The organism is Mycobacterium sp. ACS4331, assembly GCF_001667265.1.
Taxonomy (GTDB): Bacteria; Actinomycetota; Actinomycetes; order Mycobacteriales; family Mycobacteriaceae; genus Mycobacterium.
In genome coordinates this window covers 15,681-31,999 of the sequence record NZ_LZHW01000020.1, presented here as the reverse complement: position 1 = coordinate 31,999, position 16,319 = coordinate 15,681, and the positions used below count along the sequence as shown (strand labels likewise).

Genomic DNA, 16,319 nt, shown 5'->3' with positions numbered 1-16,319 from the left:
ACACGGATGCCTTCTTCACCGTCGACGGTGAAGCGCTTGTCCCGGCACCGATGGCGCAGGGACCGTGGGGCAGCACGATCAGCGGGCATATCCTCGGTGGTCTCGCCGGCTGGGCGGTGGAGCAGGCCAGCCCGGATCCCGACCTGCAGCCGGCTCGACTGACCGTCGACATGCTGCGCCCGACGCTCATGCAGCCGGTGCGGGTGCACACCGAGGTCCGCCGGGAAGGCCGGCGCATCAAGGTCGTCGACACCGACATCACCCAGAACGATCAGGTCGTCTGCCGGGCGACCTCGGTGTTCCTGCGCCGCGGAGAGCATCCCGAGGACCAGGTCTGGTCACCGACGGCGGCTCTTCCGCCGGTCCCCACGGGACCGCCGACGATTCCCGAGCACATGCCGTTCGAGCTGTGGGCTTACGGGGTCGACACCCTGCGCGGCTCACTGGGCGGTACGCACCAGGAATGGCAACAGGCACACAGCCGCAAGTACGCCTGGGTCCGGGAAGTCCGTCCGCTCATCGCGGGCCACCCGCTGACGCCCTTCACGCGCGTCGCCCTGGCCGCCGACGTCACCAGCGCGTTGACGCACTGGGGCACCGGCGGTCTGCGGTTCATCAACGCCGACTTCACACTGTCGCTGAGCCGCCTGCCCGACGGGGATTTCGTCGGACTGGCATCGGACGGGCACAACGGCGCCGAGGGCGTGGCCTCCGGGTCGGCGACCCTGTTCGACCAGCGCGGCCCGATCGGTCACTGCATCGCGATCGCCCTGGCCCAACCCGCCGACGCGTTCCGGCCGCCCAGGCACATCGGGCTGAACTAGGGCCTGCCGGTGCGTTCCCGGTGCTTACAGCCGGGCCAGCAGCAGGGCCGCCGCTTCCCCTCCTCCAACTCCTCCTGGGTCCGGCGGATGCGACGCTCGCGCGTGGTCGGCTGCTTGGCGTCCTCGACCCAGCAGATGAACTCGTTTCTGGCCAGCGGCGTGATGTCGTTCCAGGCCGCGAGCGCGGTCACGTTCGCCGCCAGCGCCGCCCGGAGATCCTTGGGCAGGTCGTGCACCACTCCGCCCGAGACGCGTGGAAGACTCATGACTCCACTGTGACATGCCGGAGCGTGCAACCGCACCACGTCAGGTGAATCTGACTGGGAGCCTTGCCCATCCGCGGACACTCGAGGTGTGCGCCATGCGGACGTTGTCGTAGTCGACCTCCCAGTCGGTCCAGCGCTTGACCACCTCTTCGAACGCGATCCGCGCCTCGAGGCGGGCCAGCGCCGAGCCCAGACAGAAGTGCAGTCCCTGGCCGAAACTGAGGTGGCCACCCCTGCGGTGGATGTCGAAGCGGTCAGGATCGTCGAAATGCGCCTCGTCACGGTTCGCCGATCCGTTGAGCAACAACATGTATGAGCCCTCGGTCACGGTCTGCCCGTAGAGTTCGACGTCCTGTGCGACATAGCGGGCCTGCACGGGTGACGGAGCCTGATAGCGCAGGGTCTCCTCGACCGCCCCGGGAATCAGCGCGGGGTCCGCGACGATCTCGCGTCTCTGGTCGGGATTCTCGGCGAGGAGTTGGCCCATGAAGCCGATCAGCCGAGCGGTGGTCTCATTGCCCGCCCCTGCGATCATCGCGGTGTAGGCGAGGACCTCGGTGCGCTCCAGGGGGCGCACCGAGCCGTCCGGCTCCTCGACACGCGCGTTGAGAAGATCCGTCATCAGGTCGTCGGAGGGATGCGTCGCGCGCCACTCGATGTACTCAGCGAACATCGCGATCGCGTCCTGGAAGATCGTCGGGCTGACGTCCGTCGGCGTGCCGTTGGACGCACCGACTGTGATGTTCTGGTCGGTGCGGTCGCGGATGTGCTTCTGCTCCTCCTCCGGGATGCCCAGCAGGTAACCGATGGTCCGCATCGGCATGATCGCCCCGAGGTCGGCGACGAAGTCAAACCCCTCGCAGCCCCGCAGCGGGTCCAGTGCGCCGGCACAGAAGTCCCGCACCATATCCTCGACGGCCAGCATCCGGCGGGGCGTGAACACCTTCGACAACAGGCGCCGGTGCAGATCATGCAGCGGCGGATCCTCGAACAGCAGAATGCCGGGCGGCACCTCGATCCCGGCGAACAGGATGTCGGCGGTGGTGCCCCGGCCGGACCTGTAGGTCTGCCAGTCGGGCAGCGCCCGCGCCACATCGTCGTACCTGCTCAGTGCATAGAAGCCGAATCTGTCGTTGAAATACAGCGGCGCCTCGGCGCGCAGACGCTGCCACACCGGATACGGGTCGTTGTCGATCTCGACGTCGAACGGGTCGTAGTACACCCCTGTGGTCGGTTCAGTGGTCACAGATCCCGCCTTTTGGATAGTGCTTACTACCTAAAACTGTAGAACACCGCCCGCTATCTTGAAAGCACAGATTCGGCGAGTTCGGCATCAAGGAGTGGCGCACCGTGCCCCAGCGATCACCGGCCGTGCGCCGGCCACGAGGTGAGCCGCGCAGGCTGTTGCTCGACGCCGCACGCACCCTGTTCGCGCGGCAGGACTACCGCAGCACCACCACGCGCGAGATCGCCGAGGCTGCGGGCGTCACCGAGCACCTGTTGTTCCGTCACTTCGGCTCCAAAGCCGGTCTGTTCCGGGAGGCCCTGGTCCTGCCGTTCACCGAGTTCGTCGAGGAGTTCGGCCGGACCTGGCAGTCGGTGGTGCCCGAGGAGACGGTTGAGGAGGATCTCGCGGGCCAGTTCGTCGGCCGGCTCTACGACATCCTCGTCGAACACCGCGGACTTCTCGTGACGCTCGTCGCCGCCGACACGCTCAGCGCCGAGGAGAAGGCCGACGCCGGAATAGCCGAAATCGCCAGGGCCCTCACGACACTCGGTGAGATCAGCGCTCAGGGCATGCGCCTTCGCGGGATACCGGCGGAGTCACCCGACCTGCCCGCGCACTCGACCGTGGCGATGATCGTCGGCATGGCCGCGCTGCAGTCGAGCTTCTTCGGACCCACGCCACCGCCGCGAGACGCCATCGTCGACGAACTCGTCCAGGCCGCCCTGCACGGCTTCCTGCACCGCAACGAATAGACCCTCCCACACCACCGGCACCGTGCCGAGCCGCCGCCTTCGCCGATTCACCGAGGCCGGCTCGGGTGTCTTTCCCGTTCGGGTTTCGTCCGGCGCGTGCCGGGGCAGTCTGCACGACAGAATGGATCAGTCGAAGGCGCCGTTTCTCGATGCGGTCGCGGGCTATCACGGCTCGGACCGCTACGGCTTCACCCCGCCCGGCCATCGACAGGGCCGTGGGGCTGACCCGCGCGTCCTTGCGGTCCTGGGTGAGGCTCCGTTCCGGGACGACACCCTGGCCACCAACGGGATCGACGACCGTCTTTCCCGCGGCGGATTTCTCGCCGACGCCGAACAACTCATGGCCGACGCCGTCGGTGCGGAGACCGCCTTCTTCTCCACCTGTGGCAGCTCGCTGTCGGTCAAGGCCGCCATGATGGCCGTGGCAGGCGGCTGCGACGAGGGCCTCCTGGTCAGTCGGGACAGTCACAAGTCCGTCGTCGCCGGACTGATCTTCTCCGGAGTGCAACCGCGCTGGATCACTCCGCGCTGGGATCGTGAGCATCACTTCTCCCATCCCCCGTCCCCGCAGCAGGTCGCCGAGGCCTGGGATCGTCATCCCGATGCGGCTGGCGCGCTCGTCGTGAGTCCCAGTCCGTACGGCACGTGTGCCGATCTTCAGGGCATCACCGAGGTGTGCCATGCGCGCGGAAAACCGCTGATCGTCGACGAGGCGTGGGGCGCGCACCTCCCCTTTCACGAAGACCTGCCGACCTGGGCGATGGATGCCGGGGCCGACGTGTGCGTGGTCAGCGTGCACAAGATGGGAGCGGGATTCGAGCAGGGGTCGGTGTTCCACGTCCAGGGTGACCTCATCGATCGCATCAAGCTCTCCGCGTGCGCCGACCTGTTGATGACCACGAGCCCCAACGTCATGATCTACGCCGCGCTCGACGGGTGGCGGCGACAGATGGTCGAGCATGGGCACGACCTGCTGGAGCACGCATTGCGGACGGCCTCCGATCTGCGGGCGCGGTTGCAGGAGATTCCCGATCTCGAGGTCCTGGAGGAGGAACTGCTGGGCGCACAGGCGTCCGCGGATCTGGATCGACTGCAGGTGCTGATGGACGTCGCCGCGACCGGGACGTCGGGCTTCCAGGCCGCCGACTGGCTGCGGGAAACGTGCCGGATCGACATGGGAATGAGTGACCACCGGCGGACTCTGGCGACCCTGTCGTTCGCCGACGATGAGAGCAGCATCGGGCGTCTGGTCGAGGCCATGACGCGATGGCGCGACGCAGCCAGGTCCTTCGAAGCTACCCCGTCGATCAGGCTGCCCAGCCCCGAGGAACTGCAGCTGGAGACCGTGACCCTGCCGCGGGACGCCTTCTTCGGCGCGACCGAAATGGTGCCGGTGTCACAGGCGGCGGGACGTGTTGCGGCTGAACAGATCACACCGTACCCGCCGGGAATCCCGGCCGTGGTACCCGGCGAGCTGATCAACGACGCGGTTCTCGACTATCTGCGCGACGGGCTCGAGGCCGGCATGGCCCTGCCTGATCCCGCGGACTCGAAGCTCGAGCACGTCCGAGTCGTCGCCTGACTCAGTCGGGTCGGCTGCCGACCTCCAATGCGGCGAGATCGGTTGTGCCCTCGAAGATCACGCGCCCCCACTCTCGAACGGTGCAGCGCAGAGTGCCGGCCAGGTACTCGAAATCGCTGTCGATGTTTCGACGTTCGGCCGGAAGCGGCACGGGCAGCACATGCGGCCCCTCAGCGGTGCCTCGACCGTCGAGCTCGACACTGTGGCGCAGCGTGCGCGCACGAATCCGCCAGCTGTCCTCACCACCGGTGTAGGACACCCACGCGGGGGGCGTGATCCGCAGCAGTCGGTCCGGCAACCGCACGACCACACCCGTCACGTGCCCACGCAACGGCCCGAGTTCCAGAAGGCCACCGGAGAAGGCCACGCAGACATCGGCGTCGCCGAAGTCGTGGGCCTGCCCCCACCACCACCGTCGGGGGAATCCCGCGCCCCAGTTGCGTTCGCAGTACAGCGTCGCGTCGGTGAACGTCCACTCCTGATCACCGCATCGCGCGGTGCCCGTCGCGTGCCCGCCCAGTCGGTAGGGATGCCAGTACTGATTGAGAAACGGCACCGCAGAGACGAATCCGCTCCCACCGAACGCGCCCGACCACTCGTGCCGGTCTCCGAAGGTGAGGTCAAGGGAGCAGTCACCGATGGACATCACGAGCGCCTCGCGCGAGGCGTCGACGAAGTCACCGCCTGACCGCGCCTGCACCCGGAACTCATTCTGGTCCGCCCGAACAGAGTCGATGGCGCTCGATCGCACGACACCACCGGGATGCAGGGCGATGGCCGCGGTCGACCAGTCGCCGTCGGGATGCCGGTTGGCGCTGCAGAGAGCGATGACGACGCGTCCGGTGGCGGGGTCGGAGAGGCGCCAGAACCAGCCCTCCATCTCGGTGCCATGCGAGGGCAGCGGGTCTCCGAAGGGCAGGTCGGCACCGGTGCGCCGATACATCGCCGCCGCGGAGCGGCCGGCCTGTTCGAGTGTGCCCACGATGTCCATGGGTTCCCAGGTACCCACGGCGTCGCGCGATCAATCGGGACGGCCGTCGGGGGAACCGCCTCAGGACCGACCGTTGCGGGGCATTTACCTACCAACTTTCGGTTATAGACATATGAACGCAGGCAACCCCAGTCCGTCCGGAGAGCCCGACCACTACGCGCCTGAACTGCTGGTTCACCGCTCAAGCCGCCCGCTGTGAGCACCCTTCATCACGACACCCGAGAACCACTGTTGACGCACCCGTAGGTGTGACTTAACCTAAAGCCCGCAGGTTTCTGGAAGGGTGGCGGGGCCTCACCGGGGACAGTTCAGGGCGCCACGCGCAGCCCAGCGGAGCGACGCTCGACATCGACCCAAAGGGGAGCAATGGAGTTCGGACACAGCTGTCCCCTGGGACCGTCGTGGCCACGCTGACCCCGGACGGCACCGAAACCGTGGCCGCGGACCCGTCGCCGGACTCCAAGGCGCGCCGGGACGTTGCGCTGAAGCTTCTCGGCAGGACCGTACTGGCCATGGGCGGGTTCTTCTCCATGGCCCTCGACGTCTTCGCCCTGATGCCGCGGCGACCGTTCGCCTGGCGAGAGTTCCTTACCCAGGCGTGGTTCGTCTCGCGCGTGTCGCTGCTGCCGACGCTCCTGCTCGCGATTCCGTTCACCGTGCTGATGGTGTTCACCTTCAACATCCTGCTGGTCGAGTTCGGGGCCGCCGACTTCTCCGGCACCGGCGCGGCCTACGGCACCGTGACCCAGATCGGGCCCGTGGTCACCGTTCTGGTGGTGTCCGGTGCCGGCGCGACGGCCATGTGCGCCGACCTCGGTGCACGCACCATCCGCGAGGAACTCGACGCCCTGCGCGTGATGGGCGTGAACCCGATCCAGGCCCTGGTCGTGCCCCGTGTGCTGGCCGCCACCGTAGTCGCCACACTGCTGTCGTCAATCGTGATCCTCGTCGGCCTGATCGGCAGCTTCGTGTTCTCGGTCTTCATCCAGGATGTGACACCCGGTTCGTTCATCGGCGGACTCACCGTCCTCACCGGCGCCTCCGACGTAATCATCTCCCTGATCAAGTCGACACTGTTCGGTCTGGCCGCCGGACTGATCGCCTGTTACAAGGGCATCTCGGTCGAAGGCGGCCCAGCGGGTGTCGGCAACGCCGTCAACGAGACCGTGGTCTACACCTTCATGGCGCTGTTCGCGATCAACATCGTGGCCACCGCAGTCGGCGTGAAGGCGACCCTGTGACCAGCAACGCGCCGAGCAGGCCACACCCGCGCATCCGCCGCACCACCACCGGTTGGGTCGCGGGCCTGCGGCGCATCGGCACACAGACCCAGTTCTACTTCGAGACCGTGACGTCGATGCGAGACGCTCTGGTGCACTACAGGTTCGAGATGGTTCGCCTGATCGCCCAGATGAGCCTGGGCACGGGAGCGTTGGCCATCATCGGCGGCACCGTCGTGATCGTCGGATTCCTGACCCTGTCCACCGGCGCCCTCGTCGCGGTCCAGGGTTACAACCAGTTCTCCAACGTCGGGGTGGAGGCCCTGACCGGATTCGCCTCCGCCTACTTCAACGTCCGCCTCATCGCTCCCATCATCGCCGGTATCGCCCTGGCCGCGACGATCGGCGCTGGCGCCACCGCTCAACTCGGCGCCATGCGCATCAATGAGGAGATCGACGCCCTCGAAGTGATGGGTGTGCGTTCGGTGGCCTACCTGGCGTCGAACCGCGTGATCGCCGGGGTCATCGTGGTCATCCCGCTGTACTGCGTTGCGATGATCTCGTCATTCCTGGCCGCCCGTTTCGGCACCACCGTGGTCTACGGACAGTCCAGCGGCGTGTACGACCACTACTTCAACACGTTCCTGAACCCGACCGACATCGTGTGGTCGTTCTTCCAGGCGGTGCTGATGGCCGTCGTGATCATGCTGGTGCACACCTATTACGGCTTCACCGCCAAGGGCGGGCCCGCCGGGGTGGGAGAGGCCGTAGGTCGTGCGGTCCGCACCTCGATGATCTCGGCGGTCTTCGTCGTGCTGTTCCTCTCCCTGGCCATCTACGGCAAGTCCGGCAACTTCAATCTCTCAGGGTGACGAATATGGCAACCGGAAAGGGTAGGCGTGGAGTCGACCCGTTGTGGTGGGCCCTGGGCCTGCTGGCGACCATCACCACTGCGGTACTGGTGTGCTCGGCGATCTTCGCGGGCACGTTCGGCAGTTACATGCCGGTCACGCTGTCCTCAGACCGCACGGGCCTGGTGATGGAGACGGGCGCCAAGGTCAAGATGCGCGGCATCGAGGTGGGCCGGGTCGCGGGCATCACCGGCGGCAGCCAGCCCGTGAGTCTCAAGCTCGAACTGTTCCGCGATCAGGTCCGCTACATTCCGGAGAACATCGAGGCGGAGATCAAGGCCACCACGGCCTTCGGCGCCAAGTACGTCGACCTCGTCTATCCCGACCACCCCAGCACCGCGCGCCTGTCCGCAGGTGCGGTACTGACCTCGCGCAACGTCGGCACCGAGGTCAACACGGTCTTCGACAATCTGGTCGGGCTGTTGAAGCAGGTCGACGTGCCCAAACTGAACGGCATACTGACCGCACTCGCCGAAGGTGTGCGTGGTCAGGGTGAGCGCATGGGTGAGGCCACCACGGCCGCCAACCAGGTTCTCTCGGAACTGAATCCGAAGATGGACACCGTCGCCGCGGACTGGCGTTCCTTCAAGGGTTTCACCGACGCGTACGGCGCGGCCGCACAGGACATCCTGTCCACCCTCGACGCCGCGAGCACCACCAGCGCAACGATCACCGAGCACTCCGACGAACTGCAGGCCCTGCTGCTCAACGCAGTCGGCTTCGCCAACAGCGGTGTCGAACTGTTCGCCCCGAACCTCGACAACTTCGTCACCGGCGTCAACGTTCTGGAACCGACGACGCGCCTGCTCAACAAGTACACCCCGATCTACACCTGTACGTTCGAGGGCGCCAAGGTCTTCCTCGACACCGCGGGCAACACCTGGTTCGGCGGCAACGGTCGCACCGTGTACCTCGACGCGGGCATCGCCTTCGGTGACGACCTCTACCGCTACCCGGGGAACCTCCCGATCGTGGCGGCCAAGGGCGGCCCCGGCGGGCAGCCCGGGTGCGGTTCCCTGCCCGACGCGGCCAAGAACTTCCCGGTCCGCCAGCTCATCACGAACACCGGATGGGGCACCGGACTGGACTGGCGACCGAATCCCGGTATCGGACAGACCTGTTCCGTCGACTACTTCCCCGTCACGCGCGCCATCCCCGAAGCTCCCCACGTGGGCGAGTGCCTACCCGGTCCCGCGCCTGGCCCGGCTCCCGCTGTGCCAGGCGGTCCGCCATACGGCGCGCCGTGGTACGGACCCGACGGCGCCCCGCTGTGGGCAGGCGTGCCGCCCGCCCCGACCGCGCCCCCGGCACCATGAGCGCTGAACAGGTGAGAGAACCATCGTGAACGACAATCTGCGACGCGTCGCCGTCAACTTCACGATCTTCGCGATCGTGTGTGTCGTGGGCACATTCGCGCTGATTGCGGTATTCGCCCAGCTTCGGTTCTCCGATGAGCAGCTCTACCGCGCCGAATTCACCGACGTCAGTGGACTCGAAGTCGGCGACTTCGTCCGGATTGCGGGTGTCGAGGTGGGCAAGGTGAAGAGCATCGCCGTCAGCCCGGACGCCACGGCCGTCGTGGAGTTCTCGACTGACCCCACCGTCACCCTGACGCGGGCCACCAATGCGGCAGTGCGCTGGGAAAATCCGATCGGCGACCGTTACCTGGCACTGCTCGAGGGTTCGGGAGACTTCACCCGGATCGACCCCGGCACCACCATCCCTGTCGATCACACCACGCCGGCACTGGATCTCGACACGCTGCTGGGCGGTTTCCGGCCGCTCTTCAAGGCGCTGGATCCCGAGCAGGTCAACACGCTGTCGGCGCAGCTCATCTCAGCCTTCCAGGGTGAGGGCGCAACCGTGAACTCGTTCCTGACCCAAGCCGCAACCGTGACGAACACGCTGGCCGATCGTGACGAGTTGATCGGTCAGGTGATCGACAACCTCAGCACTGTCCTCGGTACCTTCGGTGACCACAGCGGACAGTTCGCCAAGGCCGTGGACTCACTGTCCGACCTCGTCGACGGGTTGGCTGCCCGCAGAACCGACATCGCCACCGCGGTGGCCTATACGAACGCGGCTGCCGCGTCGGTCGCCGACCTTCTCGACCACAGTCGGCCCGCACTGAAGAACACCGTGGCACAGGCCGATCGCGTCGTCTCGATCATCGCCGCCGACCATGAATGGGTCGACCAGTATCTGGAGACCCTTCCGCAGTCCTACAAGGTGCTGAGCCGCCTGGGCATCATGGGCGACTTCTTCACGTTCTACCTCTGCGACCTGGTGCTCAAAGTCAACGGAAAAGGCGGCCAACCGGTATACGTCAAACTGGCCGGCCAGGACACAGGACGGTGTGCGCCCAAGTGAGATCCTTCGCAGACCGCAACCAGTACGTCATCGGGGCCGTGGGCATTGCCGTGACCGCGGGAATCGTGGTGACCGCCCTGCAGTACGACAAGCTGCCATTCCTGGGCGGCACCCGACACTATTCCGCGCACTTCACCGAGGCGGGTGGACTCAAGGCGGGCGCGGCCGTACAGGTGGCCGGCTACCGGGTCGGCGAAGTGACATCGGTCGATCTCGACGGTGCACAGGTTCTCGTCACGTTCGACGTCGACAAGGGAGTCCACCTCGGTGATCAGACCGAGGCGAACGTACGAACCAAAAGTCTTCTGGGAGCGAAGGTCCTGCAGGTGATGCCGAGAGGTGAGGGACAGCTGCGCGAGACCATCCCGCTGTCTCGGACCAAGGCGCCCTACGACCTGCCCGATGTCCTCGGCGATCTGTCCAACACCATCGACAACCTCGACACCGAGAGTGTCTCCGACGCGCTGTCCACGCTGTCGGAGACGTTCAAGGACACCCCCGAGAGTCTGCGGGCCGCAGTCAGCGGCGTCGGCCGGTTCGCCGCGGTGCTCGACACTCGCGACGCCACACTGCGCAAGCTCCTCGCGAACGCGAGTAGGGCGTCCTCAGTGCTCTCCGAAAGGGCCGACAAGGTCGCCACGGCGGTCGCCCACAGCAATGAACTGCTGGTGGAGCTGCGTGGTCAGAGTGCGGCGCTGGAACAGATCTCGGGGAACCTGGTCGCCTTCGCGCGTCAACTCCAGGGTTTCATCGACGACAACCAGACCCAGCTGACGCCCATGCTGGACAAACTCAACGTGGTGCTCTCGATCGTCGACAACCGCAAGGCCGGCCTGCAGCAGGCGATCAAGTACCTCAACCAGTACGCCATGTCGCTGGGTGAGTCGGTCGCATCAGGCCCCTTCTTCAAGGCCTACATCGCCAATCTGCTTCCGGGCCAGTTCATCCAGCCCTTCGTCGACGCCGCGTTCTCCGACCTCGGCCTGGATCCGAACGTTCTGCTTCCCTCGGTGCGCACCGACCCGCAGACCGGGCAGATCGCCACCCCGCCGCTGCCGGTGCCCTATCCCCGGACCGGTCAGGGCGGCGAACCCAAGCTGAACCTTCCCGACGCGATCACGGGCAGTCCTGGCGATCCTCGCTATCCGTACCGCGAGCCCGAACCCGCACCCGCGCCCGGCGGCCCGCCACCGGGGCCGCCCGCACTCCCCGACCAGCCCGCCGAAGAGGGAGGCAGCCGATGAGCGCACGCACCCTGCGTCTCGTGCTGGCCGTGCTGTTGCCGGTCACCCTGCTCGCCGGTCTCGGCGTCCAGATCCGCTCGGCCGTAACGAAGTCCAATCGGACCCACATCGTCGCCTACTTCGACAACACAAACGGCCTGTACCGCGGCGACGAAGTGCGCATTCTCGGGGTCCAGGTGGGCAGAATCGACCGCATCGACGCCGAACCGAGGCGGGTCAAGGTCAGTTTCTCGGTCGACGCCAAATACACGGTGCCCGCCGATGCCAAGGCCGTCATCGTCTCACCGCAATTGGTGACGTCCCGAGCGATTCAACTCACGCCGGCCTACACCGGTGGTCCGGAGATGGCCGACGGCACGGTCATCCCCCAGGACCGCACCGCGGTGCCCCTTGAATGGGACGACCTGCGTGAGCAGTTGGAGAAGCTCACCGCCGCACTGCAACCCACCGAACCGGGCGGCGTGAGCACCCTCGGCGCCTTCGTGAACACCGCGGCCGACAACCTGCGTGGTGAGGGCTCCAACATCCGCGACACCATCCTCAAGCTGTCGAAGGCGTTGTCGGCGCTCGGCGACCACAGCGACGACATCTTCTCGACCGTCAGGAATCTGTCGGTGGTGGTGACCGCCCTCGAGGACAGTTCCGGACTGCTGAGCGAGCTCAACCAGAATCTCGCCTCGGTGAGCGGATTGTTGACCGACACTCCCGGCGCGGTCGGCGAGGCGATCAAGGAGTTGAGCGCGGTGGTCGGCGACACCACCCGGTTCATCGCCGAGAACCGCGAGGCCATCGGCGTCACGACCGACAAAGTCGCGTCGATCTCGGCCGCGGTGAACGACAGCCTCGGCGATGTCGAACAGTCCCTGCACATGTTCCCCAACACACTTCAGAACTTCATCAACATCTACCAGCCGACCCAGCAGGGCATCACGGGCGCATTGACCATGCAGAACTTCGCGAACCCCATCTCGTTCCTGTGCGGTGGAATTCAGGCGGCCTCGCGTCTGAATGCCGAACAGTCGGCCAAGCTGTGCGTGCAGTACCTGGCGCCGATCATCAAAAACCGGCAGTACAACTTCTTCCCGCTGGGAGCCAACTACGTCGTCGGTCAGTCCGCACGACCCAACGAACTCACCTACTCCGAGGACTGGCTGCGCCCCGACCACGTTCCCCAGGCGCCGGTGGCGCCCGTCCCGGCCGATGTGGCGCTGCCCGCGGAGGGGACTCCGGTGACCGGTGCCGTCCGCACTGATCCGGCCACCGGACTGGAGGGCATCATGGTGCCGCACGGGGCGGGCTCATGAGCGCGCTCGGCCGAAAGAGGCGGAGCCACATGCTGTTTGGGGTCGCGCTGATGGTCGTCACCACCGTGACGGCCTGCGAGTGGCGGGGCCTGAACTCCGTGTCGCTGCCGGGCACCCAGGGCGGCGGACCCGGTGCCTTCGTGATCCAGGCCCAGATGCCTGACGTCGGATACCTCCAGCAGAACTCCCGTGTCCGTGTGGGCGATGCCAACGTCGGCACTGTCACCAAGATCGAACGTCAGGGCTGGCACGCGCTGGTCTCGATGCGACTCAACGGTGACGTCGTGCTGCCCGGGAACACCGTGGCGACCGTGGGACAGACGAGCCTGTTGGGCTCGTTGCACATCGAACTCACGCCACCGACCGATTCGCCTCAACAGGGACGTCTGCACGAGGGCTCGCTCATCCCACTGGCCAACGCGGGCGCCCATCCCGGGACCGATGAGACGCTCTCGGCGTTGTCACTGCTGCTCAACGGCGGCGGAATCGGCCAACTGCAGGACGTCACCGCGGCGTTCGCCAAGGCATTCGCCGGCCGCGAGAAGGACCTGCGCAGCCTGATCGAACAGATCGATCGGTTCGTCGGCCACGTCCATGAGCAGACCGGCGACATCATCGCCGCGACAGAGAGTTTCGACGGCCTCGTGGGCCAGCTTGCCGAACAGGACCCCGTTCTGGACAAGGCGATCACGACGATCCCCGAGGCCCTGGCCGTGCTGTCGGAACAGCGCCAGAATCTGATCGAGGCCATCGACGCATTCGGCAGGTTCAGTGCGCTGGCGGCCACCGCGGTCGATCAGACCAAGGAGAGCCTCGCCCAGGAGCTGGAGTCGATCGGCCCCGTGCTGGCGGCACTGGCAGACGCGGGCCCCGACCTGACCCGTTCACTGGACTTCATCGGCACGTTCCCATGGCCGAAAGGTCCGCTGGACAACTGGATTCGCGGCGACTACGCCAACATCACCGCGATCCTGGACCTGACGCTCAGCCGGATCGACAACACGCTGTTCACCGGAACCCGCTGGGAGGGCAACCTGACCGAACTGGAGATGCAGTGGGGCCGCACGATCGGCCAACTGCCCAGTCCCTACACCGCAGGCAACCCTCTGGTTGCCCCCTACCACCTGAACCAGGGGCCATGACATGCGTCTGACCAGATGGGTGAAGGCCCAGTTGATGGTGTTCCTCACCGTCGCGGTGGTCGCCGGGTCGGTCATGCTCTTCGGCTACATCAAGGCGCCAGCATTGATCGGCCTCGGGCAGTACACGGTCACTCTGCAACTTCCCCAGGCCGCCGGTCTCTACGAGCGGGGCAACGTCACGTACCGGGGCACCCAGGTCGGCCGAGTCACTTCGGTCCACCTGACCGACACCGGCGTCGAGGCCACCCTGACGCTGCGTTCGGACGTCCGCATTCCGTCCGATCTGGACGCTCAAGTGCACAGCACCTCAGCGATCGGTGAGCAGTACGTCGCCCTGTTGCCGCGCAGCACCGACGCGCCCCCGCTGAAGAACGGTGACGTGATCGGGCCGGACCGCACCTCCGTCCCACCGGACATCAACGAACTGCTCGATGCCGCCAACCGCGGCCTGCAGGCCATCCCTCACGACAACGTGAAGACCGTGATCGACGAGGGACACCTCGCGGTCGGCGGCCTCGGGCCCGAGATCGCGCGCATGGTGCGGGGTTCCACCGATCTGGCCATCGCGGCCCGAGACAACCTCGACCCGATGCTCTCCCTGATCGACAAAGCCCCAGCGGTGCTGGATTCGCAGTCGAACACCGCCGACTCGATCCAATCCTGGGCCCGGCACCTCTCGGATCTCACCGATCAGGTGCGCAGCCAGGACCAGGGCGTGTCGCATCTGCTGGAACGGGGCGCCGCGGCCGCCGACGAGTCCCGTGCGCTCATCGACCGCCTCAAGCCATCGCTGCCGGTGGTGCTGGCCAACCTCGTCTCGACCGGCCAACTGGCGCTGACCTACAACCCCGCCATCGAACAGCTTCTGGTTCTGCTGCCGATGGGCGTTCAGGTCATGCAGGGCGGCACCGTCGCCAACCGCGGCACCAAGAATCCCGGTCTGGTGCTGTCGTTCAACCTCAACCTGAATCTCCCGCCACCATGCACCACGGGATACCTACCGGCACAGCAGCAGCGCACCCCGAGCCTCGTGGACACCCCGGACCGCCCGTCGGCCGACCTGTACTGCCGCATTCCGCAGGACTCCTGGATGGCGGTCCGCGGCGCCCGCAACCTGCCGTGCCTCAACCGCCCGGGTAAACGCGCCCCCACGGCCAAGATGTGCGCGAGCGACGAGGAGTACATCCCCCTCAACGACGGCTTCAACTGGAAGGGCGATCCGAACGGAACCCTTTCAGGACAGGCCATTCCCCAACTTCCACCCGACTCAGCCGCAGCCGAATCGGACGCTGCCGCAACGCCACCCGCCGGCATCGCCGCGGCCTACTACGACCCCGCGACGGGCCGCTACATCGGCCCCGACGGACAGGTCTACACCCAGACCGATCTGGCGTCCGCCGACGAGAAGAAGACGTGGCAGAACATGCTGGCGCCCCCAGCGCCGAACTGATTCGTCAGGCGGTGGGCTGCGGGGTCTTCGGCGCGCCGGCGTCGTCGTGGACGACACCGTAGAGAAAGCTGCGGACCCGTTCGGCGAACAGTTCCTTGACGGTGAGTTCGTTGGCGGCGAAAGCGTCTGCGAGACGGGGGAACCGGCGCCGATCCAGGGCCGGGAACACGCCCTGGCGACCGCGCGGGTTGCGGCGAGCCTCCATGAGAACGGCACCGACACACAGCGTCTCCATGCCGTCGAGGATTCGGGCGTGCAGGCGCAGCGGAACCCCGGAGGCCTCCAGATACTCCGCCGCGTCCTCGTAACTCTGCATCAGCACCTCGCGCGGCAGATGCTCCAACAGCACCGGTGCGGCATTGCGGTGCCGCAGCACGGCCTGGCGGAAGTTGAGCGCCAACGTCACGAAATACTCGGGCCAGTCCGGACCCGGCGCGCGGCGCGGTTTGATCACGGTCTTGCCCGCGATATGACGCGCGATCGCCACCATGATGGCGTTCTTGTCCGCGAAGTGGTGGTACAGCGACGGCGCCGAGACGCCCATATGCTTGGCCAACTTCGGCAGACTGAATGCCTCGAGTCCATCACGATCGATGATCTCGATCGATGCGTCGACTGCCGTGGCGCGGGTGATCAACGCCTTGGATGGTCGCGGCATATCAGCGCTCCTTCATGTGTGAGCGACTCCGCATGGCCCCCGCCAGTGCCGAAACCATGCCAATCGCCCCCCGACTGATGTTCACAAGTTCGTGACTGTGTCGGTTGTTGACCCGACGTCATCGCCGGTTGCTCAGTATACGGACCTTTGACAGCCGCGGGCCTTTAGGTTTTGCGTGGGTTCCGTCACGGATGAAACATGGTCGGATTCGGCATCTTCGGTCAGATGGCCGTAGTGACCTGCTGAGATCAATCGGCCATTAATCTATGAACGTGAGGTTTTTTGACCATTTCGTGCGGAGACTGGCGTTCCGGTGACCGCAGACTCCGACGCCGGGAATCCGGTTCCACACTGGACTGAGATCGACTGCGCGCCGT

At 66.3% G+C, this 16,319-nt stretch carries 15 protein-coding genes; 11 read left to right on the top strand and 4 right to left on the bottom strand.

From position 1 onward, the window contains the following. Positions 1–50 precede the first annotated feature (50 nt). Positions 51–824 carry a thioesterase family protein gene (locus A5727_RS06090; RefSeq protein ID WP_157521247.1) on the top strand — a complete coding sequence of 258 codons (774 nt, stop codon included), beginning with the start codon at positions 51–53 and terminating at the stop codon, positions 822–824. Here the strand turns inward: A5727_RS06090 and A5727_RS06085 are convergent. Together A5727_RS06085 and A5727_RS06080 are read right to left on the bottom strand one after the other, a co-directional pair. Next, the gene (locus A5727_RS06085; RefSeq protein ID WP_068246184.1) at positions 821–1,090 is read right to left on the bottom strand and encodes a YdeI/OmpD-associated family protein; all 270 of its coding nucleotides are present in this window, start codon (positions 1,088–1,090) and stop codon (positions 821–823) included. The two genes, A5727_RS06090 and A5727_RS06085, sit on opposite strands and share 4 nt — an antisense overlap. A gap of 40 nt (positions 1,091–1,130) precedes the next feature. After that, positions 1,131–2,336, bottom strand: coding sequence for a cytochrome P450 (locus A5727_RS06080; RefSeq protein WP_068246181.1), 1,206 nt, complete (start codon positions 2,334–2,336; stop codon positions 1,131–1,133). A gap of 104 nt (positions 2,337–2,440) precedes the next feature. On the opposite strand from A5727_RS06080, the gene A5727_RS06075 reads away from it, so the two are divergent. Beyond that, positions 2,441–3,070 (top strand): TetR/AcrR family transcriptional regulator, encoded by a 630-nt coding sequence (locus tag A5727_RS06075; RefSeq protein WP_082949625.1) that lies wholly within the window; start codon positions 2,441–2,443, stop codon positions 3,068–3,070. A gap of 121 nt (positions 3,071–3,191) precedes the next feature. Next, positions 3,192–4,652, top strand: a complete 1,461-nt coding sequence (locus A5727_RS06070) for an aminotransferase class I/II-fold pyridoxal phosphate-dependent enzyme (RefSeq protein WP_068246176.1) — start codon at positions 3,192–3,194, stop codon at positions 4,650–4,652. Between the two features lies 1 nt (position 4,653). Here A5727_RS06070 and A5727_RS06065 read toward each other — a convergent pair whose 3' ends face one another. Further along, positions 4,654–5,643, bottom strand: coding sequence for a tocopherol cyclase family protein (locus A5727_RS06065; RefSeq protein ID WP_068246173.1), 990 nt, complete (start codon positions 5,641–5,643; stop codon positions 4,654–4,656). A 512-nt stretch (positions 5,644–6,155) separates the two neighbouring features. Here A5727_RS06065 and A5727_RS06060 point away from each other — a divergent pair. Genes A5727_RS06060 through A5727_RS06025 form a run of 8 tightly spaced genes read left to right on the top strand, consistent with a single transcriptional unit; the run spans position 6,156 to position 15,284 of the window. After that, positions 6,156–6,884 carry an MlaE family ABC transporter permease gene (locus A5727_RS06060; RefSeq protein ID WP_197507606.1) on the top strand — a complete coding sequence of 243 codons (729 nt, stop codon included), beginning with the start codon at positions 6,156–6,158 and terminating at the stop codon, positions 6,882–6,884. Next, the gene (locus tag A5727_RS06055) at positions 6,881–7,735 is read left to right on the top strand and encodes an ABC transporter permease (RefSeq protein ID WP_068246170.1); all 855 of its coding nucleotides are present in this window, start codon (positions 6,881–6,883) and stop codon (positions 7,733–7,735) included. The genes A5727_RS06060 and A5727_RS06055 overlap by 4 nt, the downstream gene beginning before the upstream one ends. Positions 7,736–7,740: 5 nt before the next feature. Then, entirely contained in the window at positions 7,741–9,090 is a 1,350-nt protein-coding gene (locus tag A5727_RS06050; RefSeq protein WP_082949624.1) for an MCE family protein, read from the top strand. A 25-nt stretch (positions 9,091–9,115) separates the two neighbouring features. After that, positions 9,116–10,144, top strand: a complete 1,029-nt coding sequence (locus tag A5727_RS06045; RefSeq protein WP_068246167.1) for an MCE family protein — start codon at positions 9,116–9,118, stop codon at positions 10,142–10,144. Next, on the top strand, positions 10,141–11,388 hold the full coding sequence (locus A5727_RS06040; protein WP_068246164.1) for an MCE family protein: 1,248 nt from the start codon (positions 10,141–10,143) through the stop codon (positions 11,386–11,388). Before A5727_RS06045 ends, A5727_RS06040 begins: the two co-directional genes overlap by 4 nt. After that, positions 11,385–12,692 (top strand): MCE family protein, encoded by a 1,308-nt coding sequence (locus tag A5727_RS06035; protein WP_068246161.1) that lies wholly within the window; start codon positions 11,385–11,387, stop codon positions 12,690–12,692. The genes A5727_RS06040 and A5727_RS06035 overlap by 4 nt, the downstream gene beginning before the upstream one ends. A 29-nt stretch (positions 12,693–12,721) precedes the next feature. Continuing rightward, the gene (locus A5727_RS06030; RefSeq protein WP_197507602.1) at positions 12,722–13,834 is read left to right on the top strand and encodes an MCE family protein; all 1,113 of its coding nucleotides are present in this window, start codon (positions 12,722–12,724) and stop codon (positions 13,832–13,834) included. 1 nt (position 13,835) lies between these two features. After that, positions 13,836–15,284 carry an MCE family protein gene (locus tag A5727_RS06025; protein WP_068246153.1) on the top strand — a complete coding sequence of 483 codons (1,449 nt, stop codon included), beginning with the start codon at positions 13,836–13,838 and terminating at the stop codon, positions 15,282–15,284. Between the two features lie 4 nt (positions 15,285–15,288). Here the strand turns inward: A5727_RS06025 and A5727_RS06020 are convergent, their stop codons facing one another. After that, positions 15,289–15,942 carry a TetR family transcriptional regulator gene (locus tag A5727_RS06020; RefSeq protein WP_068246152.1) on the bottom strand — a complete coding sequence of 218 codons (654 nt, stop codon included), beginning with the start codon at positions 15,940–15,942 and terminating at the stop codon, positions 15,289–15,291. Positions 15,943–16,319 lie beyond the last annotated feature (377 nt).

Bases quoted from the DNA above. Each gene is read 5' to 3' on its own strand.
- A5727_RS06050 (WP_082949624.1), top strand. From the start codon at position 7,741: ATGGCAACCGGAAAGGGTAGGCGTGGAGTCGACCCGTTGTGGTGGGCC.
- A5727_RS06020 (WP_068246152.1), bottom strand. From the start codon at position 15,942: ATGCCGCGACCATCCAAGGCGTTGATCACCCGCGCCACGGCAGTCGAC.
- A5727_RS06060 (WP_197507606.1), top strand. From the start codon at position 6,156: ATGGGCGGGTTCTTCTCCATGGCCCTCGACGTCTTCGCCCTGATGCCG.
- A5727_RS06085 (WP_068246184.1), bottom strand. From the start codon at position 1,090: ATGAGTCTTCCACGCGTCTCGGGCGGAGTGGTGCACGACCTGCCCAAG.
- A5727_RS06090 (WP_157521247.1), top strand. From the start codon at position 51: ATGGCGCAGGGACCGTGGGGCAGCACGATCAGCGGGCATATCCTCGGT.
- A5727_RS06065 (WP_068246173.1), bottom strand. From the start codon at position 5,643: ATGGACATCGTGGGCACACTCGAACAGGCCGGCCGCTCCGCGGCGGCG.
- A5727_RS06070 (WP_068246176.1), top strand. From the start codon at position 3,192: ATGGATCAGTCGAAGGCGCCGTTTCTCGATGCGGTCGCGGGCTATCAC.
- A5727_RS06025 (WP_068246153.1), top strand. From the start codon at position 13,836: ATGCGTCTGACCAGATGGGTGAAGGCCCAGTTGATGGTGTTCCTCACC.
- A5727_RS06035 (WP_068246161.1), top strand. From the start codon at position 11,385: ATGAGCGCACGCACCCTGCGTCTCGTGCTGGCCGTGCTGTTGCCGGTC.
- A5727_RS06030 (WP_197507602.1), top strand. From the start codon at position 12,722: ATGCTGTTTGGGGTCGCGCTGATGGTCGTCACCACCGTGACGGCCTGC.